Origin of the sequence: Amycolatopsis sp. NPDC051102, assembly GCF_040682815.1 — a bacterium.
Classification (GTDB): domain Bacteria; phylum Actinomycetota; class Actinomycetes; order Mycobacteriales; family Pseudonocardiaceae; genus Amycolatopsis.
Genome location: NZ_JBFBBT010000013.1, coordinates 120,099 through 144,292, shown reverse-complemented (window position 1 = coordinate 144,292; position 24,194 = coordinate 120,099). Strand labels below are relative to the sequence as shown.

Here is a 24,194-nt window from a genome sequence, read left to right as displayed (position 1 = left end):
TGGTTCGCGATCAGCCGAAGGTCCACTTCTGGTTGTTCGCACCGGTGCAGGTGGCGAGCTGGATCGGGGTGCCGTTGGTGGTGGCGGAGCCGGTGACGTCCAGGCACAGCCCGGACTGGACGCCGGTGATGGTGCCGTTGCTGTTGACCGTCCACCGCTGGTTGGCCTGGCCGTTGCAGTTCCAGATCACGACCTTGGTGCCCGGGGTGGTGCCCTGGCCGCTGGCGTCGAGGCACCGCGTGCCGCTGTAGACGGTCAATTCCCCGGCACTCGAGCGGGTCCAGGACTGGTTGGTCCCGCCGTTGCAGTCCCAGATCTGGACGGTGGCGCCGGGAGTGGTGCTGACGCCGCTGACGTCCAGGCACCGGCCCGCGCCCGTCGCGCGCACCGGGCCGGCGACCGGGCCGGGGCCGCTGCCGCCCGGGCCGGCGGCCGCGATGACCTGCTGGGCGCCCGACGGCCAGTTCGTGCCGCTCACCTGGACGTTGCCGGTCAGCACGTTGTTGTGCGGCGATCCGGTGGCCACCTGCGTGGCGCCACCGTTGTACCAGTTGCCGCTGAAGGTGTTGTCGTTGGTGTTGTTGCTGCCGTTGGCGTTGGTGAACGCCCACACCCCGGAGTCCTGGATCACGTTGGCCGACAGCGTCACGTACCTGGAGCCTTCGTCCAGGTACAGCCCGACCGTGCGGTTGTTGTCGTAGATGTAGTTGTGGTCGATCGAGCTGCCGGGGTTGGCCGAAAGGTTGTAGATGCTGCCGCCGTCGTGCATCAGCTTCTTCGTGCCGTGCACCCGGTTGTAGCTGACGACGGTGTCGCGCAGCGTGGTCGGCGTGGTGTACACGGGCTGGTAGTCGTAGAGGCCGCGGTTGCGGTAGTCCTGGCTGCCGCCGGCGTCGTTGGCGCCCCAGCCCCAGCCGACGTCGATGCCGTCGTAGGTGAGGTTGGCGACCTCGTTGTGCGTGATGACGGTGTGCGTGGCGTAGGTCGACAGGATGCCGGCCATCTCCCGGTAGTCCAGGGCGACCCGGGTCACGGTGTTGTTCGAGATGGTGATGTCCCGGTTCGTCATCGCCGCGTTGGACGGGTGGTGCGCGTCGGTGCGCACGCCGCCGACGATCACCCCGCCGCCCGAGTCCTCGGTGAACGTGTTGTGGTCGACCGTGATCGACGACGCGCCCAGACCGATGCCCGATGCGTGGGCGTTCGCGTCGTTGCCGATGCCCAGCGCCACCTGGCCGAGGTGGGTGAAGGTGTTGTCGGTGAAGGAGATCCCGGTGGCGGCCGAGACCTGGACGGCGGCCGGGGCCTGGGCCCAGCTGCCGCGGGCGCCTTCGAACTGGCGGCAGCCCGACTGGCAGGAGGTCAGGAAGTCACCCGGCATCGGCACGGCGGCCGGGAGGAACGTGCCGGTCTGCTGGTTGGCGTAGCCGACCGACGTGCTCGGCGTCAGCCAGGTGGTGTGCTCGAAGTGCAGGCCCTTGAAGGCGATTCCGCGCACCGGGTTGTCGTAGCTGCCGCTGATCTGCAGCAGCGACGTCAGCCGCGGCAGTTCGACGTCGTGGCTCGAGGGCACCCAGCCCGCGGGTGCCTTGTAGTAGAGCTTCCCGGCCTGCGGGTCCAGGTACCACTGGCCGGTGGTCTTGAGGAAGGAGTAGGAGTTCTCGAGGAACAGCTGGCCGCCGCCGAAGGGCTTGGCGAGGGTGTCGTAGCCCCAGTTGTTGTTGTTCCAGGCGGGCTGCTGCATGGTGATCGTGGTGCCGCTGACGTGGTCGACGGGGGAGTACCGGTCGGTGAACGAGTTCTGGCTCTCCACCTCGATCCGGTTCTGCTGCGGCAGCGTCGCGAGGTAGTTCAGCGCGGAGTTGGTGATGTTCATCCCGGTCGTGGTGAACTGGACGTCGTTGCGTGACAACGTGATCGCCGCGCGCGGAGCCAGCGCGCCGTCGACGAAGAGCTGCCGGGAGTCGGCGCCCTGCGGCACGGACGCCACCCAGATGTTCTGGCCGGAGTCCTGCACGGCCCACCCGCCGACCTGGCTGCCGCCGGACAGGATCGGCGTCTGGCCGGCCGCGGCCTGCCAGGTGACGGTGTGGCCGTTCTGCCCGGAGTCGGCGCTGGTCAACGCCAGCGGCGCGGACAGCCGGTAGGTGCCCCCGGCGAGCTCCACGACGACGTCGTTGGCCGCGGATTGGGCCCGCGCCAGCTGCTGGGCCCGGGCCGGCGTCGCGACCGGCTGGTCGGGGGTGCCGGGGTTGGTGTCGTTGCCGTTCGGGGCGACGGCGATGGTGACGGTGGCGGCGTGCGCGGGTGGCGCGGCGAACGCGGACACCGCGAGGGCGGCGGCGATCGCGGCGACCACGGATCTGGTGCTCGGCGGCATGGCGGGTACCTCTCGGGACGGGGTTACGGTGCGTCGAAGGGGGTGCGGTACGACGGCGGGCGGGTGCGCAGGCCGAGGTGCAGGGTGAGCCGGACGGTGGTGGAGCGCGGCAGCCGCACGGTCAGCCAGGGGCCGTCGACGCGGGTTTCGGCCGACGTCACCCGGGGCTCCGAATGCCCGTAGTCGTAGAGCCCGCCGATCCAGGACGGGTCTTCGCAGACGGTGTGGTGCACCGTGCGGATGGTGTCTTCGCCGAACGCGCCCGCCTGCACGATCACCGTGCGGTCCGCCCGCGGATCGAGGTTGACCAGGTCGACGACGGTCGCCTCGGGGTCGATCCGCGACACCAGCGCGGCGACCGAGGGCGGCAGGCCGGGCCGCGCGGCCTCGGCGTCGTAGTAGCGCACGCGGGCCTGCTGCAGGCCGCCGTTGTAGAGGACCTGCGGGCCGCCCCAGGTCAGCTGCACCAGTGCCTCGGTGACCACCGGGTTGGCCTGCTGCCACACGTGGATGTCGGCCTCGGCCACGTCCTGGCCGCGGTGGCGCTCCATCCGGGCCAGCCGGTGGCGGACCTGGGCCTGCGCGGCCGCCAGGATGCGTTCCGGGTACGTCGGGTCGTCGCCGGCCAGGAAGGCGAACCACGGCTCCTCGTGCCCGGCCTCTTCCTTGCTCCGGAACGGCCGCACGGTCCGCCAGTCGTGCCCGGCGGCCGCCCGCAGCCGTTCGATCCGCTGCCGGTCGGCGGCCGTGGCGGAGTGGTGCCACAGCGCCATCGGCACGGCCAGCAGCATCGGGTTGTAGTCGAACCAGCCCCGGTCGGCGTACCGGTAGGGCACGTGCAGCGTCGGCGTGCCGGTGTCCGGGCCGAGCTGGGCGGTCCAGCGGGACTGCAGGCTGGAGTCCGCTTCGGTGAACGCCATCACCTTGCCCTGGGCGATCACCTCGTCCAGGGCCGGGCGGACCAGGTCGAGGAAGGACTCGTCGCCGGTGGCCGCGGTCGCGGCGAGCGCGGCCACCGTGGCGGCCTGCCCGACGCTGTACCAGCCGTGCGGCCACGACCAGCCGTAGTGGCCGCCGTACCAGCGGCCTTCGAAGAGCCCGCCGACCGTGCCGTCCGGGGCGACGTTGTCCGGCACGATCCCGCCGTTGGCGCTCGCGCGGGCGCACCACGCCCCGACGTACTCGGCGATCCAGTCCCGGTACCGCGGCTCGCCGGTCAGGATCAGGGCGTTCAGCACGAGCCCGGTGGCGGCCAGGTTGACGGCGGTGTCGCCGACACCCGCCCGCCGGCGCAGCTGCTCGCCCAGGCGGGGATCCTCGTCGCGCGGGGGCTCGCCGGCCCCCGGCGGCAGGACCCAGTCCAGCGGGAAGCCGTACATCCGGGCCTCTTCGGGCAGCCACGGGTAGGACCGGCCGTCGAACAGGCCCTCCCGGTGCCGGTCGCTGCCGTTGTGCGGCCGCCGGATGATCCGGTGCACCGGGTCGTAGTTGCCGTGCGCGGGGTCGACGTAGAGGTCGGCGAACCGCCGCGCCCGCTCGGTCCAGCGGCCGGGGGCGGCCAGGCACAGGAAGTAGAACAGCAGCAGGCTTTCGCCCTGGTGGAACCAGTCGTACCCGCGCTCGTACTCCTGTTCCAGCATGCCGAGCTCGGCCAGCTGGCGGGTGACGCCCTCCCAGTGCCGTTCGGCCGCCGGGAGCAGGTCGTCGGCGCCGCCGAGCAGGTAGAGCTGCGGCCAGTTGAAGAAAGTTTCGTAGAAGTCGTCCACCCCGTCGCGGGTGGTGAGCCGGCCGCCGTAGGCCAACCGCCCGTCCGGCCCGGTGAAGTCGCCTTCGAACGCGCGCCAGGCGCGGTCGAGCAGGTCGAACAGGCCGCGCTGGGCCACGGCCCAGCCGGGGGGTTCGAGCAGCGGCACCGAAGCCGTGATCACGGGATCCATCCCGGTGTCCTCCGATCGCGGTGCGGGGTCAGTTCTTGGTGGCTCCGGCGAGCATTCCGGTGACCAGGAAACGCTGGGAAAACAGGAAAACGACGAGTACGGGGGTGATCGCCAGCAGCGTGGCCAGCGCCAGCACCGGCCGCTCGATGGCCAGGCCGCCGGCCGTCGGGTTGAACTGCGGGACGTCGTTCAGCAGCGTGCCGAGACCGACCTGGACCGGGAAGTCGTCGCTCTCCGGCAGCATCACGTACGGCAGGAAGTAGTTGGTCCAGTTGGCCACGAAGCTGAAGAAGCCGACCAGCGCGACCACCGGCATCGCCAGCGGCAGCGCGACCCGGCGGAACACGCCGAACTCCGTGCAGCCGTCCAGCCGCGCGGCGTCCAGCAGTTCCGCCGGCACCGCCGTGGAGAAGTAGATGTAGGCGAGGTAGACGCCGAAGGGGTAGAACGCGTACGGCAGCACGATCGACCACATGGTGCCGATCAGGTGGGCTGTGTTGAGCTCCAGGAACAGCGGCACCACGAGGGTCGCGTTCGGCATCAGCATGACGACCAGGGTGGTGACGAGCAGCGCGCGCCGGCCGCGGAACTCGGTCTTGGCCAGCGCGTACCCGGCGGGGACCGCCACGCACAGCGTGATCACCAGCGCGAAGAAGGAGTAGAGCGCCGAGTTTCCCAGCCACCGGAAGATCGCGTTGCCCTGGTACGCGGTGAGCGCGTCCCAGTTGGCGGCCAGCGCCCGCCACGAGCCGACGGACAGCGGGTGGCCGTGCACGAGCTGGTCGTCGGTCTTCGTGGCGGCCAGCACCAGCCACAGCACCGGGAGCACGAAGAACAGGAAGAACAGGGCGAGCACGGCACCGGGCACCGGGTTCGGCAGCCGGCGCCGCCGCCTCGCCGGAGCCGGCACGCGGACCGCCACGGGCGGCCGTTCGACGTCAGTCCGCATCGAAGAACCTCGACCTGGTGACGAACACGGCCGCGACGACCAGGCTGACCACCAGCAGCTCGACCGAGACCGCGGCGGCGGTGCCGACGTCGTTGTTCTGGAAGGCGAAGTCGTAGGACAGCTGGTTGGGAGAGTAGTCCCGGCCGGCCACCCCGACACTGGCCTGCGACAGCAGCTGGGGCTCGACGAACAGCTGGGTGCCCCCGGCGAAGGCGAGGATCACCATGTAGACGATCCACCGGCGCAGCAACGGGATCTGGATCCGCCACGCGGTCTGCCACGCGCCGGCGCCGTCGATCCGGGCCGCCTCGATGACGTCCGGCGAGATGGTGTTCAGCGCGCCGTACATGACGACGATCCAGCCGCCCGCCCCGGTCCAGAACGCGATCAGGGTGAACAGCACCGGCAGGTGCTCGAGCGCGACGACCTGGCCGAAAGTTTCGAAGCCCAGGGCGCGCAGCAGGAACGCGGCCGGGCTGACCGCGGGGTCGAGCATGAACAGCCACACGAGCACGCTCGCCGCGCCGACCAGCGCACCCGGGAGGTAGTACAGGAACCGCAGGGCCTTGCCGGTCGTGCGGGTGCCCAGGCGGTGCAGCAGCAGGGCCAGCCCGACCACGAACACCACCAGCGTCGTCAGCCAGCACAGCAGGTACCCGGCGACGTGCGCGACGGCGGCAGCGAACCGGAAGTCCCCGGCGGCGGTCGCGAAGTTCGCGAGGCCGGTGAAGCGGCCGCCCGCGTCGGTGACGGCGAAGGAGATCGCGTAGACCGTCGGCACGACGCCGAACGCGGCCAGCAGCACGACGTAGGCGGCGACGAAGCCGTAGCCCGCCCGGTGCCGGGCGACCGGCGCGCTCATTGCTCCGTGACCTGGTACCCGTTGGACCGGGCGTAGTTGACGATCGCGGCCTGCCACGCGGGCAGCAGCGACGCGATGCTCTTGCCCGCCGTCAGGCCCGGGGTGACCGTGGCCGCCCAGATCGCCTCCTGGCTGAACTGGCCGTAGCCCCAGCCGGGCCAGACCTGACCCGCTGCGGCCTGCAGCGGCCCGGCGATGTCGCCGGCGTAGTAGCCGGAGGCCGCCTGGTTCGCCAGCCACGTCTTGGCCGCGCCCTGGTGTGCCGGGTAGCCCGGGGCGAGCTTGCCCTGGTAGTCGTCCGAGGTGGTCACCCAGACCAGGAAGTCCGTGGCGGCCTTGAGGTTGTGGCTGTGCGCCGAGAGCAGCCACGTCCCGCCGCCGACGTTGCCCACCGACGGCGCCGGATCGCCGGGCCACTGCGGCATCGGGGCGACGGCGATCTGGCCCTTCGGGGTCTTGAAAGTTCCTTGGAACAACGCGCCGCCGTACCAGGACGGGCCGGGCATCAGCAGGATCTTGTCCGCCGAGTTCTTGTCGAAGTCCGAGCTGAACACGCTGCTGGTGGACATGCTGCCGGCCTTGACGAGCGAGTCGAGCAGCTGCGCCATGCGGGCGCAGTTCGGCTCGGTGGCGGTCACCGTGACGGCCTTCGCCCCGGTGATCCGGTTGGCGCCGCACTTGCTCGCCCACAGGTAGATCTCCGGCGTGAAGGTGTCACCCGCCGCGCCCACCAGGTACCCCGGGTGCTCGGTGGCGACCTTCCGGCCCAGTGCCTCGTACTCCGGCCAGGTCGCGGGTACCTGGTAGCCCCACTGCTTCAGCAGTGTCGCGTTGTACCAGAGCACGGTCTGGGAAAGGTCGTTGCGCAGGCAGTAGACCGAGCCGTCCACCGTGCACGGGTCGTTCGCGCCGGGCGCCCATTGGTCCAAAGTGGACTTTGGTACCAGGTCCTTGTCCAGTGGTGCGGTGAAGCCCGCCTGCCGGGCCCAGGACACCTCGTTGTTCTGCGAGCTGAACACCACGTCCGGCCAGCCGTTGCCGGTCCGGTTGAACAGGCCGACCTTGGTCTGCAGGTAGTTCGAGCCGTTGGCGTCCCCGTCGTAGCTGACGATGTCGAGCTTCACGTCGGGGTGCTGCTTCTGGTACAGCTGGGCGGCGGCCATCCGGGTGGAATCGACCCACACCGTCAGCGGGCCGCCGGTCTGCGGCGCCGGCGTGAAACCGCTCTGGGCCGGGGTGCCGCCGCCGTTCCCGCACCCCGCGGCGACGGTCATGGCGAGCGCCCCGGCGAGGACGGCCGCCCGGTTCCTGCCCTTCATCAGCTACCCCACTTCGTCGTGGCACCCGCCAGGGGCAGGCGATTCCGGTGAAGGATGAGTACGACTCATTCGATCCGGCCTGGGTAGCCGCGATTTCGACGGTTTCACTGCTGCGCCAAGGAATTCGCGGTTCCGGCCCGGTGATCCATGAGAACAGCACGGCCGCACGGCGTCAAGGACGGCCCTGCTCATTGCCCCGCTTGCCGCGCGCCGGATGTAACTTTCACACCGGGCGAGCAAGGCTTGACCGACCGGCGGGGCCGCGAGGTAGGGTGCTCAGCCGGTGAGCAGTAAGTCATACTCATCGAGTGACCCGTGACGAGCAAGTCGCACCGCCTGTCCCGTACCGGCCCGGCTACGAAGTGGTGGCCGAGCAGATCCTGCGGCTGATCGCCGAACTGGCCCTGCGGCCCGGCGACCGGATGCCGACGGAGAACGAGCTGGCGGCACGGATGGGGACCAGCCGGACCGTGGTGCGGGAGGCCGTCAAGATCCTCTCCGCGCTCGGCCGGGTGCGAGCGCACAAGGGGCGTGGGCTGTATGTGTCGGACGACGAGGGCATGCTCGGCGGGTCCCGCTGGGGTGCCTTCTTCCTCCCGGCCGACCTCGATCACGTCTACATGCTCTTCGAGTTCCGCCGGATCCAGGAGACGGCCGCCAGCCGGCTGGCGGCGGCCAACGCCACCCCGGCCGAGCTGCGCGCGATCGAGGCCGCCGCCGAGACCTGCCGGCACGGGCACGTGAGCAGCGAGCCGTCACTGTTCGACCGCGGCGACGACGACTTCCACCTCGGGATCGCCGCCGCGTCGCACAACCAGTTCCTCGTCGCCGCCGTGCGCGAAGCCCGCCGCCTGCAACGCCAGTCGAACATCATCGGCATGTCCGGCTCGATCGGCGGGCACGCGGCGGGCGCGATCGAGGAGCACACCGCGATCTACCGGGCGATCCGCGACGGCGACCCGGACGCGGCGGCCCGGGCGGCCGCCACCCACCTCGACAACACCCTGGAGGACTACCGGCGGGAGATCCAGCGGCGGCTCTTCGGCCAGTGAGCGGGTTCCCGGAGCACGGCTCCGGGGCTCAGTGCTGCGCAAATTCCATTGTGGACCGGATCGCCGGATTCGTTGCAGCTGAGTAAGTTTCACCTTCCGGCCGCGTTGTTCGTCAGCCGCTTCTGCCGCGTGTTTTGCCTGTCCACGCACGACTTTCGTGAAGTTTCGGGCCGGATTGCTTCTGCCGGTGGGAAAATTGCTCATTGACCACCGTGGCCGGTCGCTCCTATCTTGACTGGGTCCGTTCGGTTCGGTAGCCGGACGATTTCACCGCGTACCCGCCGTCCTCCTGAAAGCAGCGAAATGTGAGCGCTAACACCTCGCCGACGAGCCGCCTCGCCCGCGTCCTCCTCGCGGTGCTGCTGGTGCTGCCCCTGACGGCGCTGCTGACCGCCGGCCCGGCCGCGGCCGCCGCGCTGACCCGGGTGACCGGCTTCGGGAACAACCCGACCAACCTGAACATGTACCTCTACGTGCCGGACAAGCCGGCGGCCAAGCCCGCCCTGCTCGTGCTGGTGCACTACTGCAGCGGCTCGGCGAGCGCGATCTTCAACGGCAACGGGCACGACTACGCGACGGCGGCCGACCGGTACGGCTACCTCGTCGTCGTGCCCGAAGCCACCCGGGACGGCCACTGCTTCGACGTCTCCACGAAGGCGGGGCTGACCCGCGACGGCGGCAGCGACTCCACCGGCATCATGGCGATGGTCGCCTGGACCCGCCAGCACTACGACGTGGACCCGGCGCGGATCGTGGTCAGCGGCTTTTCTTCCGGCGCCATGATGACGAACGTCCTGGCCGCCGAGTACCCCGACGTCTTCTCCGCCGCTTCGGCGTTCTCCGGCGTGCCCGCCGGGTGCTTCGCTACGACCGACGGTTCGCTGTGGAACAGCCAGTGCGCCGGCGGGAACGTCATCAAGTCCGCGCAGCAGTGGGCGGACCAGGCGCACGCGATGTACCCGGGGTACACCGGCGCCTACCCGCGGATGCAGCTGTGGCACGGGAACACCGACACCACCCTGGCGTATCCCAACTACGGCGAAGAGATCAAGCAGTGGACGGCCCTGCACGGGCTGACGCAGACGCCGTCCTTCACCGACCACCCGCAGTCGTCCTGGACGCGCAACCGCTACGGCGACACCAGCACCCACGCGACCGTGGAGGGCATCACGATCGCGGGCACCGGCCATACCCTGCCGCAGACCGGGATGCTCGCCTACGCCATCTCGTTCCTGGGCCTCGACGGCGGCGGGAATCCCGCGCCCACCGGCGGTCCGGTGCGCTCGGTGGCCGCCGGGCGGTGCCTGGACGTGCCGGGCCAGTCGACGACCCAGGGCACGCGGCTGCAGGTCTGGGATTGCCACGGCGGCACCAACCAGGTGTGGACCGCCACCACCGCCGGGGAGTTCACCGTCTACTCCGGTGACTCGCGGCGCTGCCTGGACGCCGAAGGCGGCGCGACGAGCCCGGGCACCGCGGTGATCATCTGGGCCTGTCACGGCGGCGCCAACCAGCAGTGGCGCGCCAACGCCGACGGCACCGTGACCGGCACGCAGTCGGGGCTCTGCCTGGAGCTCCCGGCCGGCTCGACCGCCAACGGCACGGCGGTGCGCCTGGGCACCTGCTCCGGCGGCCAGAACCAGAAGTGGACCACCCCGGCCGCCGCCTGAGCGGCGCCCCGCACGAGGAAGGACATCGAGATGTGGCGACGTTTCCGCAGCACCGTGGTCCTCGCCGTGCTCGGGGTCGTGCTGGGGCTGGTGGCCGGTCCGGTGGCGTCGGCGGAGGCTAACCCGTACCAGCGCGGCCCGGACCCGACGCCGGCGAGCATCGCCGCCGACCACGGCACGTTCGCCACCGCGCAGACGACCATCCCCAAGGGCAACGGGCTCGGCGGCGGGATCGTGTACTACCCGACGGACACCAGCCAGGGGACGTTCGGCGCCATCGCCATCGCGCCCGGCTACGGGACCGAGTGGCGGTGGTACGGGTGGCTCGGCCCGCGGCTGGCCTCCTTCGGGTTCGTCGTGGTGGGCATCGAGACCAACAGCCTCAGCGACTACGCCGACGCCCGCGCCGACCAGCTGCTCGCCGCGCTGGACTGGCTGGTGACGAGCAGCCCGGTGCGCGACCGCGTCGACCGGACCCGGCTCGCCGTCGGCGGCCACTCGATGGGCGGCGGGGGCGCCCTCGTCGCGGCGTCGCGGCGGCCGTCGCTGCTGACCGCCGTCGGCATGGCGCCGTACGTCCCCGACGGGATCCTGACCGGCACCAAGGTCCCCACGATCCTGTTCGGCGGCCAGGCCGACACCACGGTCACCCCGGCCTACCTGGCGAGCGCGTACGCCACCATCCCGGCCACCACCCAGCGCGCCTACGCCGAGATCGCCGGTGAGGGCCACGGCTTCGCGGCCGGGGGCGGCGGCGGGAACTCGGGCGCCTTCGCCCGGGTGATGACGGTCTGGCTCAAGGTGTTCGTCGACGCCGACACGCGCTACTCGGCGTTCCTGTGCCCGTCGCTGTCGAACACCGGCGGCATCTCGAAGTACCAGGCGAGCTGCCCGCTCGGGCCGCCCGGCGGGACGACCCCGCCGCCGCCGGCGTCCCGGCTGGTCAACGCCGCGGCCGGCCGGTGCCTGGACGTCCCGGGCCTGTCCCAGGCCACCGGCACGCAGGTGGCGCTGTGGGACTGCAACGGCGGCGCCAACCAGCAGTGGACGACGACCGACGGCAAGCAGCTGACCGTCTACGGCAGCAAGTGCCTGACCGCCGACGGCACGGCGCCGGGCGCGCGGGCGGTCATCGGCGACTGCGGCACCGGACCGGCGCAGCAGTGGACCGCCGGCACCGGCGGCACGCTCACGAACGTCCAAACCGGACTGTGTCTCGACGCCTCCGGCGCCGGGACCGCCAACGGCACCAAGGTGATCCTGTGGACCTGCAACCACGGGGCCAACCAGCAGTGGAACCGCACCTGATTCACCCCAACCCCTGGAGAACAAAGATGTTCGAAGAGCAGAGGGAGCCACGTGATGGTGAGGTATAAGGCCCTGTTCGCGGCCTTCGCGGCGGGAGCCCTGCTCGCGCTGGCCGGCCAAGCTCCCGCGCAGGCCGCCGCCCCCGCGGCGGCGACGCCGTCGGCCGCGGCCGCGGGCACCGCGGGCTGCGGGAAGGCGCCCGGGCTGACGAGCGGCAGCCACACCATCTCCAGCGGCGGCCAGAACCGCAGCTACATCCTGCGGGTGCCGAACAACTACGACAACAACCACAACTACCGGCTCTTCGTCGGCCTGCACTGGCGCGGCGGGACGGCCAACGACGTCGACTCGGGCGGGACCGACGGCTACAACTGGTCCTACTACGGGCTCCGGCGGCTGGCCGACAACGCGGGCAACGGCACGATCTTCGTGGCGCCCCAGGGCAACGGCAACGGCTGGGCCAACCCCGGCGGCCAGGACGTCACCTTCATCGACGACCTGCTGCGCCAGCTCGAGTCGGCCCTGTGCGTCGACACGTCCCAGGTCTTCGCCGGCGGGTTCAGCTACGGCGCCGCCATGAGCTACGCCCTCGCCTGCGCCCGGCCGACGGTGTTCCGCGCGGTCGCCGTGTACTCCGGGGCGAACCTCAGCGGGTGCAGCGGCGGCACCCAGCCCGTCGCCTACATCGGGCTGCACGGCCTCCGCGACAACGTCCTGCCGATCGCGTCCGGCCGCGCGCTGCGCGACCAGTTCGTCCGCAACAACGGCTGCACCCCGCAGAACCCGCCGGAACCGGCCAACGGCAGCCTGACCCACATCGTGACCGCGTACTCCGGCTGCCGCGCCGGATACCCGGTGGTCTGGGCCGCCTTCGACGGCGCGGGCCACGACCCCGGCCCGCGGGACGGCTGCACCTGCGACGGCTGGCAGACCTGGACCTCGGGCGAGGTGTGGAAGTTCATCACGCAGTTCGACTCGAACACCCAGCCGCCGGGACCGCCGGTCCAGACCGGCGTCAACTACAAGCTGGTGGCCCAGCACAGCAGCAAGCTCGTCGGGATCACCGGCGCGTCGACGGCGGCCGGGGCGCTCATCGAACAGGAGTCGGCCAACGGCGGCCTCAGCCAGCAGTTCGACTTCGTGGATTCCGGTGACGGCTACTACCGCGTCCGGGCCCGCCACAGCGGACTCGTGCTGCAGGCCGCGAACGCCGACAGCGGCGCGGACGTCAGCCAGCAGGCCGACACCAACTCGACCGCCGAGCAGTGGCGGGTGGTCGACCAGGGCGGCGGCGCGGTGAGCTTGGTTAACCGGTTGAGTGGCTTGGCACTGGACGTGTGGGGAGTCTCGACCGCCGACGGCGCGCGGATCTCCCAGTGGACGTTCACCGGCAACCCCAACCAGCGGTTCCTGCTCCAGCGGGCCTGAGCCCGCACCGGGTGTCCGCCGGGAATGTCCCGGCGGACACTCCTTTCCCTTGCTGCGAAGGGATATCCTGGAACGTGCCCACGGACAGAGTCGTCTTGGGAGGTGCCACCGTGTCCGCTGCCGAGTCATCCGACCTCCGCCCCACCCTGGCCGACGTGGCCCGGGCGGCGGGAGTGTCGACCGCCACCGCGTCCCGCGTGCTCAACGGTTTTCCGCGGGTGAGCCCGGAGCGGCGCAAACAGGTCGAGTCCGCGATGCTGGCGCTGGGCTACGCCCGGCAACGCGCGGCGCGGGCGGCCCCTCCACCGCAGACCGGGTCGATCGCGCTCGTGGTGTGCGAAGAAGCCCTGCGGTTGTTCACCGACCCCTACTTCCCGCGGATCGCGGCCGGGGCCGACCGCGAGCTGTCGGCGGTCGGGATGCAGCTGGTGCTGCTCACCGTGCCGGCGACGGAGAACTACCAGGCGCCGGTGCTGCGCTACCTCGACGGCGGCCACGTCGACGGGGCACTCGTCGTCGGCATGCACGGCCGCCGCCCGCTCGACCTCGACTGGGTCGACATCCCGGTGGTGTTCGGCGGCCGCCCGGTCCGGCAGGCGGAGTCCGGCCGGCTGTCGTACGTCGACGTCGACAACCAGGGCGGGGCGCGGCTGGCAACCCAGCACCTGCTCGACGCGGGCCGCCGGACCGTCGCGACCATCGCCGGGCCGCAGGACATGACCGCGGGCGTGGACCGGCTCAACGGCTACCGGCAGGCGATGGTGTGCGGCGGACGGCACGACCTCGGGCTCGTGGTGTTCGGCGACTTCGGGCAGGCGTCCGGCGAGCACGCCACGGCCCGGCTGCTCGACCGCCGTCCGGACGTCGACGCCATCTTCGCCGCCTCGGACATGATGGCCGTCGGGGCGATGCGCGCGCTGCGCCGGGCCGGCCGGGACGTGCCGGGCGACGTCGCCGTCATCGGCTTCGACGACCTGCCGATCAGCCGGCGGACGGATCCGCCGCTGACCACCGTGCGCCAGCCGGTGGAGGAGATGGGTGCCCGGATGACGGGCGAGCTGCTGGCCATGATCGCCGGCGCCGCCCCGCGGCAGCGCACGGTGCTCGACACCCGGCTGGTGCTGCGTGAATCGGCCTGAATCGTCCCTTGTGGACGCCAAGCGAGGAGGACCCGTGCGCGTGTTCGTGCTGCTGGCCGCGATGCTGGTGACGGCGCTGGCCGGCGTGACGCCGGCTTCGGCCGCCCCGGCGGCCCTGGTGAGTTCGGCGTCGGGGCGGTGCCTGACCGTCCGGGGCAACACCGACACAACGGGGGCGGTGCTGGAGATCCAGGACTGCGGCAATCAGGCCGGGCAGGCGTTCGAGTTCACCGCGACCGGCGAACTGCGGACGATGAACAGCTCCCGGTGCGTGGACGCCTACGGCAACCGGACCGCCCCCGGCACGGCCGTGATCAGCTGGTCCTGCACGGGCGGGGCGAACCAGCAGTGGCGGCAGAACGCGGACGGGACGATCACCGGTGTCCAGTCGGGACTGTGCCTGGACGTCAACGGCGCCGGCACGGCCAACGGCACCGCGGTCATCCTGTGGACCTGCCACGGCGGGGCCAACCAGCAGTGGACCGGCGGGACGACCCCGCCACCGCCGTCGGGCACCGCGCCGTGCGACATCTACGCCTCGGGCGGAACGCCGTGCGTCGCCGCGCACAGCACCGTCCGCGCGCTGTACGGGACCTACGCGGGCAACCTGTACCAGGTCCGGCGTTCGTCGGACAACACGACCCGGAACATCGGTGTCCTGGCGGCGGGCGGCAACGCCGACGCCGCCGCGCAGGATTCCTTCTGCGCGGGCAGCACCTGCGTCGTCACGGTGGTCTACGACCAGTCCGGCCGCGGGAACGACCTGTGGTACCAGGGCTCGAGCGTCGTCCCGGGGTCCAGCCAGAGCAGCCCGGCGAAGGCGACGTCGGAGTCGCTGACGGTCGGGGGCTCGAAGGCGTATTCGCTGTACATCAACCCCGGCAACAGCTACTGGCGCGACGGCCACCTCACCGGCGTGCCCACCGGCAGTGCCCCCGAAGGCATGTACATGGTGACCAGCGGGACGCACGTCAACAGCGGCTGCTGCTTCGACTACGGCAACAGCGAAACGACGCGCAAGGCCGACGCGGCCGGCGCGATGGACGCGATCAACTTCGGCACGGAGTGCTGGTTCGGCGGCTGCAGCGGCGGCGGCCCGTGGGTGCAGGCCGACCTCGAGTGGGGCCTGTACCCGGGCGGCAGCCAGTCGTGGAACCCGAACCAGCGGGCGCTGCCGAGCAAGTTCGTCACGGCGATGCTGAAGAACAACGGCACGTCCCGGTTCGCGCTCAAGGGCAGCAACGCCCAGTCGGGCAGCCTCACGACCATGTGGGACGGCGGGCTCCCCGGCGGGTACAGCCCGATGAAGAAGCAGGGCGCGATCGTGCTGGGCAGCGGCGGTGACTGCTGCAAGCCCGGCGGCGGGGCGAACCTGAGCGCGGGAACGTTCTACGAAGGCGCCATGGTCGCCGGCTACCCCTCGGACGCGACCGAAAGCGCCGTGCAGGCGAACATCGTCGCGGCCGGCTACCGCTGACCCCCTGATCCCCTCCGTCGGAAGAGAGAGCTCGCATGCCCGGAACCCTGCTCCGGCGGCTTCGCACGGCCGCGGTCGCCGCGGTCGTCCTCGCCGCCGGCGTCGTAGCCGCCGCCGCGCCGGCCCAGGCCGCCACTGCCATCACGCTCGACGGTGGCTCGGCCGGCCGTACCTTCGACGGCGTCGGCGCGGTCAGCGGCGGTGGCGGCAACAGCCGCCTGCTGATCGACTACCCGGAGCCGCAGCGCGGCCAGATCCTCGACTACCTGTTCAAACCGGGGTACGGCGCCGCCCTGCAGATCCTCAAGGTGGAGATGGGCGGCGACACGAACTCCACCAGCGGCGCCGAACCCAGCCACGCGCACTTCCGCGGCGACCTCGACTGCAACCGCGGGTACGAGTGGTGGCTGATGGAGCAGGCCAAGGCCCGCAACCCGGGTATCAAGCTGGTCGGCCTGCCGTGGGGTGCGCCGGGCTGGATCGGCAACGGCACCTTCTTCTCGAACGACCTCGTCGACTACTACCTGTCGTGGCTGGGCTGCGCGAAGCAGCACGGGCTGACCATCGACTACCTCACGACCGTCCAGAACGAAAAGCAGTGGAGTGCCGACTGGACGGTCACCATGCGCAATGCCCTCAACGCCAACGGGTACAGCGCCGTCAAGGTCATCTCCGGCGACTCGTGGCCGGGGGACTGGGGGCCGGCGAGCGCGATCTCCACGAACACGGCCTACCGCAACGCGACCGACGTCCTGAGCGCCCACTACACCTGCGGCTACCTCAGTGCGCAGACGTCGTGCAGTGTGCCCTCGAACGTCACCGCCACCGGCAAGACGCTGTGGTCCAGCGAAAACGGTTCCCAGGACTACAACGACGGCGCCAAGCCGCTGGCCCGCGGCATCAACCGCGTCTACCTCGACGGCAAGATGACCGCCTACCTCAACTGGGACCTGATCGCCGCCGTCACCCCGAACATCCCGTGGCCGACCGTCGGCCTGATCCTCGCGAACCAGCCGTGGTCGGGCTACTACGCGGTCGGCAAGGACACGTGGGCGCTGGCGCACACCACCCAGTTCACCGCGCCGGGCTGGAAGTACCTCGACGCCTCCAGCGGCTACCTCGGCGGCAACCGCGCCAACGGCAGCTACGTCACGCTGAAGTCGCCGAACAACAGCGACCACAGCACGGTCATCGAGACGATGGACGCCACCTCGGCCCAGACGCTGAACTTCACCACCACCGGCGGCTTGTCGACCGGCCAGGTGCACGTGTGGGCGACCAACCTGAACTCGAACAACGCGGGCGACCACTTCGTGCACAGCACCGACGTCACGCCGTCCGGCGGGGCGTTCTCGCTGACCGTCCAGCCCGGCTACCTGTACACCGTCACGACGACCACCGGGCAGGGCAAGGGCACCGCGACCAGCCCGCCGCAGGGCTCGCTGAACCTGCCCTACAGCGACGACTTCGACGGGTACGCGAAAGGCAAGGAAGCCAAGTACCTGATGGACATGGAGGGCGCGTTCGAGACGGCGTCGTGCGGCGCCGGCCGCGCGGGGGTGTGCGTGCGCCAGGCGTCCACGCAGAAGGCGATCCCGTGGAAGAAGACGACCGACCCGTACGCGTTGCTGGGCAACGTGGCCTGGAGCAACTACACGCTCAGCACGGACGTGCTGCTCGAGAAGTCCGGGTACGTCGAGCTGCTCGGCCACGCCGGCAACCAGGACACCGGCAACCAGGGCGCGCTGAACGCGTACTACCTGCGGGTGAGTGACACCGGTGCCTGGTCACTGCGGCGCAACAACACCAGCCAGCAGAACACGACGCTGCGCACCGGCACGACGACCGCGCTCGGCACCGGCAGCTGGCACAAGCTGTCCCTGGGCTTCTCCGGCGGCACCATCACCGCTTCCGTCGACGGCACCGCGCTCGGCACGGTCACCGACGGCACCTTCCCGGCCGGCCAGGTCGGGATCGGCACGGCACAGGGGGAGACCGCGCAGTTCGACAACCTCGTGGTCGCGGGCTCGGGCGGCGGGTCGACGTCGGTGCTGCGCAACACCGCCGCCGGCCGCTGCCTCGACGTCCCGAACGTGTCCCAGACCAACGGCACGCAGGTGGCGCTCTGGGACTGCAACGGCGGCAGCAACCAGCAGTGGACGCTGACGTCGGGGAAGCAGCTGCAGGTGTACGGCAGCAAGTGCCTCGACGCCGAGAGCGCCGGCACCACAGCCGGCACCCGGGCGATCATCTGGGACTGCACGGGCGGCACCAACCAGCAGTGGACCGCCGCCGCCGACGGGACGATCACCGGCGTCCAGTCGGGGCTGTGCCTCACCCCGAGCGGGAACGGCACGGCAAACAGCACCCCGGTGACCCTGCAGACCTGTACCGGTGGCGCCGCCCAGAAGTGGGCGCGGAGCTGACGACGGAGGGAGTTCCGGCGATGATGGTAAGACCACGAAGGAGAAGATGGCTGCCGACCGCGGGGGCCGCGCTGGCCCTCGCCGCGGGCGCGGTGACCGGACCGGCCACGAGCGCCCAGGCGGCCACCCAGGGGCCGTGCGACATCTACGCGGCAGGCGGCACGTCCTGCGTCGCCGCGCATTCGACGACCCGGGCGCTGTACGGCGCCTACAGCGGCTCGCTCTACCAGGTGCGGCGCGCCTCGGACAGCAAGACGCAGGACATCGGCGTGCTGAGCGCGGGCGGCGTCGCGAACGCGGCGGCCCAGGATTCCTTCTGCGCCGGGACGACCTGCCTGATCACGGTCATCTACGACCAGTCGGGCCGGAACAACCACCTCACCCAGGCGCCACCGGGCGGCTTCCAGGGGCCGGCGGCGGGCGGGTACGACAACCTCGCGAACGCGGCCGCGGCGCCGACGACGGTCGGCGGCCAGAAGGCCTACGGCGTCTACGTGGCGCCCGGTACCGGCTACCGCAACAACAACACCAACGGCGTCGCGACGGGTGACCAGCCGGAGGGCATGTACGCGATCTTCGACGGCACGCACTACAACGGCGGCTGCTGCTTCGACTACGGCAACGCCGAGCGCAACAGCCGTGACAACGGCAACGGCACCATGGAAGCCATCTACTTCGGCAACATCAAGGTCTGGGGCTACGGCGCCGGGAACGGCCCGTGGATCATGGCCGACCTGGAGAACGGCCTGTTCTCCGGCGTCAACCAGCACTACAACGCCAACGACCCGAGCATCAGCCACCGCTACCTGACGGCGATCATCAAGGGCGAGTCCAACCACTGGGCCATCCGCGGCGGCAACGCCCAGTCCGGCGACGTGTCCACTTTCTACAACGGCGTCCGCCCCAACGTCTCGGGCTACAACCCGATGCGCAAGGAGGGTGCGATCATCCTCGGCACGGGCGGCGACAACAGCATCGGATCGGCGGGCACGTTCTACGAAGGCGTGATGACGTCCGGCTACCCCTCCGACGCCACGGAAAGCGCGGTCCAAGCCAACATCGTCGCGGCGGGCTACGGAACCGGCGGCAGCAACACCGGCACCGGCCCGGTGCACGCGGTCGGCGCGGGCAAGTGCCTGTCGGCCCCGAACTCGACCCAGGGCACGCAGCTGCAGATCGCGGGCTGCGCGAGCCAGGCGGGCCAGACCTGGACCCGCACGGCGGACGGCAGGCTGACGGCCACCCTCGGCGGCGCGACGCTGTGCCTGGACGCATCGGGCCAGGGCACGAGCGCGGGCACCAAGGCGGTGACGTGGCCCTGCAACGGCCAGGCCAACCAGCAGTGGACGGTCAACTCGAACGGCACGGTGACCGGCGTCCAATCAGGACTGTGCCTGGACGTGACAGGCGCCTCCACCGCCGACGGCGCCCCGGTGGAGCTGTGGACCTGCAACGGCGGCAGCAACCAGCAATGGACGTTCGGCTAGCACTCTGTCCATGAACGTCGGCCGGTTCGGTGACACGCCGATCCGCACCCGGGCGGGCCTCGACACGTTCGAGGCCCGCCCTCCCGACGTGTCACCAGCGGCTCGGTTTCCGGTAGGCGAGCCCGAGCTTCTCGGCTCCGTTCTTGCTGCCGCCGATGATCTCCGCAGTGGTCTTCGGGTCGATGTTGCGGATGGACTCGACGACCTCCGCGGCCGTGGCCACCGGGTCCCGGTCGCGAACGTCGACGAGGAGGCCGAACTGCACCGATGGTTCGTCGGCCGAAGTCTTCCGGGCCGGGTAGCCGAACGTCAGGCGTGCGGTGTCGAAGTCCTTCAGCCATGCGGTGCACCAGCCGGGACGGCAGTTCCACCGGCCCAGGATCGCCGGGTCCGCGCGGAACTGCTCGGCGACGAGCCGGGCCACAGTCCGGGCCGGCCATTCCCAGTCGTGGTCCTGCTCGGCCCGGGTGATCTCCCGGTCGTACTCGGCCGCGTCGAATCGGGTCTCTTGCGGAAGGTCGCCTGGCATCGAGGAGCGCCAGTCCTTCCAGATCACCTCCGGCCCTTCGCGCGTGATCGTGACGTACAGCCCCCCCCGCAGCAGCCCTCGGTGCAGTACGCCTCAGCGAGCCTGACCTCCTGAGGATCGCTCGTTGCGCGTAGCCGCCCGCTGTGGACGAGTTGTTCCGGGCTCTCGGCGGGCCCCATGTCGAAGGCGTTCGCGACCACCGGCATCCCGTCGATCACGATCCTCGCCTCGGCCACGGGGAAGCCGATCGGTTGCGGATCGGGCACCACGACCTGGATGACGAACCGCCCCTCCGGCACACCGCCCTTGGCGCTCTGCGCGATGACCCACGCTGCCCGCCTGGCCTCGACCGGATCACCGGACCGCGCGTTGCGGCGGAGTTCTTCCAGCCACGGGCGAGAGGACAGCACGCTGCTGATTCGGTCGAGGAGGCGGCCACGTGACTCGCCGGCCACCGGGGCGGCCGGGCCGGTGCGCAGGTCCTCGGCGACCATGGCCAGCAGCGCGGCCCGTCCGAGGGTGGGCGGCCGCCGGCCGGCGAGGGCAACCCAGTGTCGGTAGGCGTCCAGCGCGTCGGGGTAGCGGCTGATCTCGGACTGGTAGTTGCGGGGGCTGGTCATCGCGAGCAGGAGGCTCCCCGCTTGATCCCACAACGCATCGTCGACAGGGTGCCTGCCGAGCATCTCCGCCAGCCCGTGCGCTTCGGTGATCGTCCGCGCGAGGTCGCTGGACAGCAGTTCCCGTGGTGTGGACCGCACCCAGTCGCGGATGACCGGATCCCGGTTGCCGGCCAGTGACTCCACGGCGCGGATTCGGACATGGTGCCGTGATCGCTCGGCCAGCCAGATCACGTCCTGCTCCGCGCCGGGGATCTTCGTGAGTGCTTCCAGGGAAAGGTGGTCCGCGAAGCGCAACCGCCCGATGACCTTCATCAGGGGGACGTCACGCTGTTCGGCGTGGCCGACCAGCAGGCTCAATCCGACCAGGACTGCCCGCCAGTCCGTGCCGTTGCCCACCAGCCACCGGGCGACCTCCAGCAGCTGCGGGGACGGCTCCGGCACCACCTCTCCGACCCAGGCCGCATCGCCGGGGTTGATCGGCAGGCGAGCGCACACGCCGTGCAGATCCTGGGCCGGCAACGACGGGACGACAAAGAAATCGCGCAGAGCAGCTGTCAGGGCCAGCTTTCGCTCTTCGTAGGGCACATGGAGCCGGTCGCCGCCGCCACCAGGGAACGGACGCCCACCGTCGGGCAACGGGTCATCCGGGGTGAGCCGGTGCAGCCGCCGTGCATGCTCGAACAAGGAAACCGGGCGGTCGAGCGCACTGCGCTCGCTGGACACGCTCACCGGCCGAGTACGGTCTCGATTCTCTCAGACATACCGGAATGATACATACCCGGGCGCGGCCGCGGCACGCACTCACGGGTCGGGCGGGCACCAGGTGTCGGACGTGGGACCGTCGGCCGCGCCGCAGAAGCCGTGCACCGACTTGTCGACTTCGCCGCCGGACACGCCCATCACCGCGACCGGCTTGTTCTGCGGCACGTTGCGGCCGATGTCGCCGCCGTAGTCGATCGTGCCCGTGACGCCTTCGAGGTACTTGTTGACCTGCTTCGTGCCCGGGCGTGACGTGTGGATGGCGGTGATCTCGCGCCAGATCGCGCCCGGGGTCACCGGGATCTCGGCCGCCGTCTCGCGCAGGTACGCCGCCGCCACGATCATCACCTGCGCGGCGTCGTAGGCCAGTGCCGCGTGGCCGTCGTACGAGCGGCCCTCCGGTGTCCGCTCGAACGGGAACAGCGTCTGCTCCAGCGTCGTGTAGAAGTCGAGGGCCGTGCCGCTCGGCTCGGTGATCGGCGAGGTGGCGAACGACAGGTAGTAGTAGGGCAGCGCCCGGTTGCGCTGGCGTTCGCCCTGGTCGGCGACGAACCGCGTGACGTCGTCGTCGCCGATCACGGTCGCCCGGCTGCCGCACTGCGCGGCGCTGCTGAGGAACTGGCCGAAGTCGGGGACGCCCCGGCCGGCGAAGAACACGAGACCGTCGAACGAACACGTGTCCCGGCCCGCCGCGCCGGCGTTGCCCAGCAACGTCTCGCCGTAGCGCACGTGCGAAGCCGGCCCGCCGAGGCCGCCGTCCGGGGTGAACGCCCGCGCGTCGGCCTGGAAGTGCCTGTCCCGGAACGACTTCAGGACGTCGTCGCGCAGGTTGGTGCTGTACACGTCGGCGTCGTCGTCGGAGTAGTAGACGCGGACCGCGCGCGGGCCCGGCAGCTGCTCGGCGAACCCCGCCGCCACCGCCGCCTCCCGCCGGTTCTGCGGGGTCACCTGAAAGTACATCGGGTTCAGGTCGGCCAGCGGGTCCGCGGACAGCGTCGAGGCGACCATCGGCAGCCCGGCGTTGGTCAGCGCGGCGATCGTCCGCTGGGTCGGCTCGCTGCTCAGGTCCAGCCCGACGATCCCGACGATGCTCTGGTCCTGTTCGGCCTGCAGCCGCAGCTGGTTCGCCACCCGGACGCCTTCGCGCATGTTGCGCCCGCCGTTGGCGATGAGCAGCCGGACGATCGGGTCGGCCGAGCCCGGCGCGTTCAGCTGCCGCAGCTGCGCGACCGCGAGGCCCTCCAGCGATTCGCGCTCGCTGGTCAGCCCCTCCGCGAGGTTGTTCGACGACGTCAGCGCCTCCAGCGCGACGAGGGTGATGTACGGCCGTTCCGGGTGGGCCCGGTGCAGCTCCTCCGCCCGGTGGTTCTGGTCCAGCACGACCGCTTCGACCTGCCGGATCGTCGCGTCCGACGGCTGGAAGACGTCCTGGGCGCCGTCCGTGGTGCCGACGCACTCGCCGCCCGTCCAGGTCAGCCAGGGATTGCCGGAGCGGCAGTGCTCGGCGTAGGTGTCGTGCGAGCGGTAGACGACGAACCCGGCGACCAGCGCGACGACCACGACCGGCACGCCGATCCGCGTCCACCGGCTGGCCCACCACGGTGGCCGGACCTGCCGGCGGAACCGGTAGTCGCTGCCGAGGGTCTGCAGCATCTGCCGGACCTTCGGCTCGTCTTCGTCCGCGGGCGGCCGGACGCCGATCGGCAGGTACCAGGCGGTCGGCCGCCGCTCCCGCCGGTCGCGTTCGAGCTGGTTCTGCCAGGCGACGTAGGCCGCCCGCGCCTGCCCGGCCTGGAACTGCGGGCGGTGCGCGGTCGGCTTCGCGTCCGGCGGCGGCGCGGGGCTGGCGCTGACCACGAGCAGCGGGTCGAACCGCCCGACCTGGTTGCGGACGGAGTTGATCAGCTCCAGCAGCCGGTACCCGCCGTTGCCGACGCTCACCTCGTCCAGCAGCAGGACGGGGTAGGTCATCCGGCGCCGCCGCCACACCCGCCACGGCCGCAGCCGGTAGGCCCGCCGCAGGTCTTCGAGGAAGGCGTTGAGCAGCAGCCGGCAGACGTATTCGGGGGCTTCCTCCTGCCACTGCCCTTCGGTGAGCCGCCGCGCGAACCGGACGAAGCTGCCCGACATCTCCGGCGCGAGGTGTGGCTGCCGCAGGAACCACCGGTACCGCCCGGACAGCACCGGCACCCGCCCGGTGACGGCGATCCGGAAGGTCAGCAGGGTCAACCCGCGCACGAGCAGCGAGAAGACCTTCCAGATGCCCTGGTTCTCCGGCAGCTGCTTGACGGCGTCCTCGGCGGACGAGCTGAACCGCTCGGCGAGGCTGATCCGCCGGATGGCCCGCCGCAGCACCCCGTCGGGATCGTCCCGGCCGTCGTAGTCCTGCAGCATGAGCCAGTAGACGAGGTCGAACAGCGGGAACGGCAGCCGGCTGGTGTGCGCCGACGCGCTCTCCCCGAGTTCCTTCCGGGCTTCGCGCAGCACGTCCCGGACCACCCTGACCGAGTTGGCGGTCGCGGGCCCGGCCTCATCCCGTCCTTCGTGCCCGGCGAGCCCGGGCCGCGCGTACCGGATGCTGCCCTGCGGCTTGGCGTTCCGGAGCCGTTCCGCGACAGCGGCGATCACGTCCGCGCTTTCGGCGGGCCGGACGAGGCACACCATGGGCAGCCCGCGCCGTTCGGACCGTTCGTCCTGGTAATCGGTCCAGTGGCATTGTTCGTCGAGTTTTCGCGGCCGGTCCCCGAACCGCGGCCGCAGGCACAAGGCCCCGATCACCTTGACCAGCACGTCGGCGCCGAGAAAGCCGAGTGGTCCCGTTCTCCCCATCGGATCAGAGTGGCACATTTGCG

At 71.0% G+C, this 24,194-nt stretch carries 16 protein-coding genes; 8 read left to right on the top strand and 8 right to left on the bottom strand.

The window, feature by feature from the left end; genetic code table 11:
- Positions 1-10 precede the first annotated feature (10 nt).
- From AB0M93_RS31385 to AB0M93_RS31365, 5 genes are read right to left on the bottom strand one after another with little or no spacing between them, the layout of a single operon-like run.
- Complete coding sequence (locus AB0M93_RS31385; protein ID WP_364279865.1) at positions 11-2,380, bottom strand: RICIN domain-containing protein; 2,370 nt, start codon at positions 2,378-2,380, stop codon at positions 11-13.
- Positions 2,381-2,403: 23 nt separating this feature from the next.
- On the bottom strand, positions 2,404-4,317 hold the full coding sequence (locus AB0M93_RS31380) for a hypothetical protein (RefSeq protein ID WP_364279862.1): 1,914 nt from the start codon (positions 4,315-4,317) through the stop codon (positions 2,404-2,406).
- Positions 4,318-4,345: 28 nt separating this feature from the next.
- Positions 4,346-5,266 carry a carbohydrate ABC transporter permease gene (locus AB0M93_RS31375; RefSeq protein WP_364279860.1) on the bottom strand — a complete coding sequence of 307 codons (921 nt, stop codon included), beginning with the start codon at positions 5,264-5,266 and terminating at the stop codon, positions 4,346-4,348.
- The gene (locus AB0M93_RS31370; protein ID WP_364279857.1) at positions 5,256-6,128 is read right to left on the bottom strand and encodes a sugar ABC transporter permease; all 873 of its coding nucleotides are present in this window, start codon (positions 6,126-6,128) and stop codon (positions 5,256-5,258) included. The genes AB0M93_RS31375 and AB0M93_RS31370 overlap by 11 nt, the downstream gene beginning before the upstream one ends.
- A complete protein-coding gene (locus tag AB0M93_RS31365) occupies positions 6,125-7,447 on the bottom strand; it encodes an extracellular solute-binding protein (RefSeq protein ID WP_364279853.1) in 1,323 nt (440 codons plus the stop codon). The genes AB0M93_RS31370 and AB0M93_RS31365 overlap by 4 nt, the downstream gene beginning before the upstream one ends.
- 308 nt (positions 7,448-7,755) lie before the next feature.
- Between AB0M93_RS31365 and AB0M93_RS31360 the strand changes: the two genes are divergently transcribed.
- The 8 genes from AB0M93_RS31360 (at position 7,756) to AB0M93_RS31325 (ending at position 19,434) form a co-directional block, all read left to right on the top strand.
- Positions 7,756-8,499: an FCD domain-containing protein gene (locus AB0M93_RS31360; RefSeq protein ID WP_364279850.1), complete on the top strand. Its 744-nt coding sequence runs from the start codon at positions 7,756-7,758 to the stop codon at positions 8,497-8,499.
- Positions 8,500-8,804: 305 nt separating this feature from the next.
- Entirely contained in the window at positions 8,805-10,169 is a 1,365-nt protein-coding gene (locus AB0M93_RS31355; RefSeq protein WP_364279847.1) for a PHB depolymerase family esterase, read from the top strand.
- A gap of 30 nt (positions 10,170-10,199) precedes the next feature.
- The gene (locus AB0M93_RS31350; RefSeq protein WP_364279844.1) at positions 10,200-11,477 is read left to right on the top strand and encodes an RICIN domain-containing protein; all 1,278 of its coding nucleotides are present in this window, start codon (positions 10,200-10,202) and stop codon (positions 11,475-11,477) included.
- 54 nt (positions 11,478-11,531) lie between these two features.
- Positions 11,532-12,905, top strand: coding sequence for an RICIN domain-containing protein (locus AB0M93_RS31345; RefSeq protein ID WP_364279841.1), 1,374 nt, complete (start codon positions 11,532-11,534; stop codon positions 12,903-12,905).
- A gap of 110 nt (positions 12,906-13,015) precedes the next feature.
- A complete protein-coding gene (locus AB0M93_RS31340; RefSeq protein WP_364279838.1) occupies positions 13,016-14,044 on the top strand; it encodes a LacI family DNA-binding transcriptional regulator in 1,029 nt (342 codons plus the stop codon).
- Positions 14,045-14,078: 34 nt separating this feature from the next.
- Positions 14,079-15,521, top strand: coding sequence for an arabinofuranosidase catalytic domain-containing protein (locus AB0M93_RS31335; RefSeq protein WP_364279835.1), 1,443 nt, complete (start codon positions 14,079-14,081; stop codon positions 15,519-15,521).
- A gap of 35 nt (positions 15,522-15,556) precedes the next feature.
- Complete coding sequence (locus tag AB0M93_RS31330; protein WP_364279833.1) at positions 15,557-17,947, top strand: ricin-type beta-trefoil lectin domain protein; 2,391 nt, start codon at positions 15,557-15,559, stop codon at positions 17,945-17,947.
- A 20-nt stretch (positions 17,948-17,967) separates the two neighbouring features.
- Complete coding sequence (locus tag AB0M93_RS31325) at positions 17,968-19,434, top strand: arabinofuranosidase catalytic domain-containing protein (protein WP_364279830.1); 1,467 nt, start codon at positions 17,968-17,970, stop codon at positions 19,432-19,434.
- A gap of 91 nt (positions 19,435-19,525) precedes the next feature.
- On the opposite strand, the gene AB0M93_RS31320 is transcribed toward AB0M93_RS31325, so the two are convergent.
- From AB0M93_RS31320 to AB0M93_RS31310, 3 genes are all read right to left on the bottom strand, one after another.
- Positions 19,526-19,990 (bottom strand): hypothetical protein, encoded by a 465-nt coding sequence (locus AB0M93_RS31320; RefSeq protein WP_364279828.1) that lies wholly within the window; start codon positions 19,988-19,990, stop codon positions 19,526-19,528.
- Positions 19,987-21,306, bottom strand: coding sequence for a hypothetical protein (locus tag AB0M93_RS31315; protein ID WP_364279826.1), 1,320 nt, complete (start codon positions 21,304-21,306; stop codon positions 19,987-19,989). Before AB0M93_RS31315 ends, AB0M93_RS31320 begins: the two co-directional genes overlap by 4 nt.
- A 78-nt stretch (positions 21,307-21,384) precedes the next feature.
- A complete protein-coding gene (locus AB0M93_RS31310) occupies positions 21,385-24,171 on the bottom strand; it encodes a hypothetical protein (protein WP_364279823.1) in 2,787 nt (928 codons plus the stop codon).
- Positions 24,172-24,194 lie beyond the last annotated feature (23 nt).

Coding starts and splice junctions, on each gene's coding strand:
- AB0M93_RS31385 (WP_364279865.1), bottom strand. CDS start 2,380: ATGCCGCCGAGCACCAGATCCGTGGTCGCCGCGATCGCCGCCGCCCTC.
- AB0M93_RS31380 (WP_364279862.1), bottom strand. CDS start 4,317: ATGGATCCCGTGATCACGGCTTCGGTGCCGCTGCTCGAACCCCCCGGC.
- AB0M93_RS31375 (WP_364279860.1), bottom strand. CDS start 5,266: ATGCGGACTGACGTCGAACGGCCGCCCGTGGCGGTCCGCGTGCCGGCT.
- AB0M93_RS31370 (WP_364279857.1), bottom strand. CDS start 6,128: ATGAGCGCGCCGGTCGCCCGGCACCGGGCGGGCTACGGCTTCGTCGCC.
- AB0M93_RS31365 (WP_364279853.1), bottom strand. CDS start 7,447: ATGAAGGGCAGGAACCGGGCGGCCGTCCTCGCCGGGGCGCTCGCCATG.
- AB0M93_RS31350 (WP_364279844.1), top strand. CDS start 10,200: ATGTGGCGACGTTTCCGCAGCACCGTGGTCCTCGCCGTGCTCGGGGTC.
- AB0M93_RS31345 (WP_364279841.1), top strand. CDS start 11,532: ATGGTGAGGTATAAGGCCCTGTTCGCGGCCTTCGCGGCGGGAGCCCTG.
- AB0M93_RS31330 (WP_364279833.1), top strand. CDS start 15,557: ATGCCCGGAACCCTGCTCCGGCGGCTTCGCACGGCCGCGGTCGCCGCG.
- AB0M93_RS31325 (WP_364279830.1), top strand. CDS start 17,968: ATGATGGTAAGACCACGAAGGAGAAGATGGCTGCCGACCGCGGGGGCC.
- AB0M93_RS31310 (WP_364279823.1), bottom strand. CDS start 24,171: ATGGGGAGAACGGGACCACTCGGCTTTCTCGGCGCCGACGTGCTGGTC.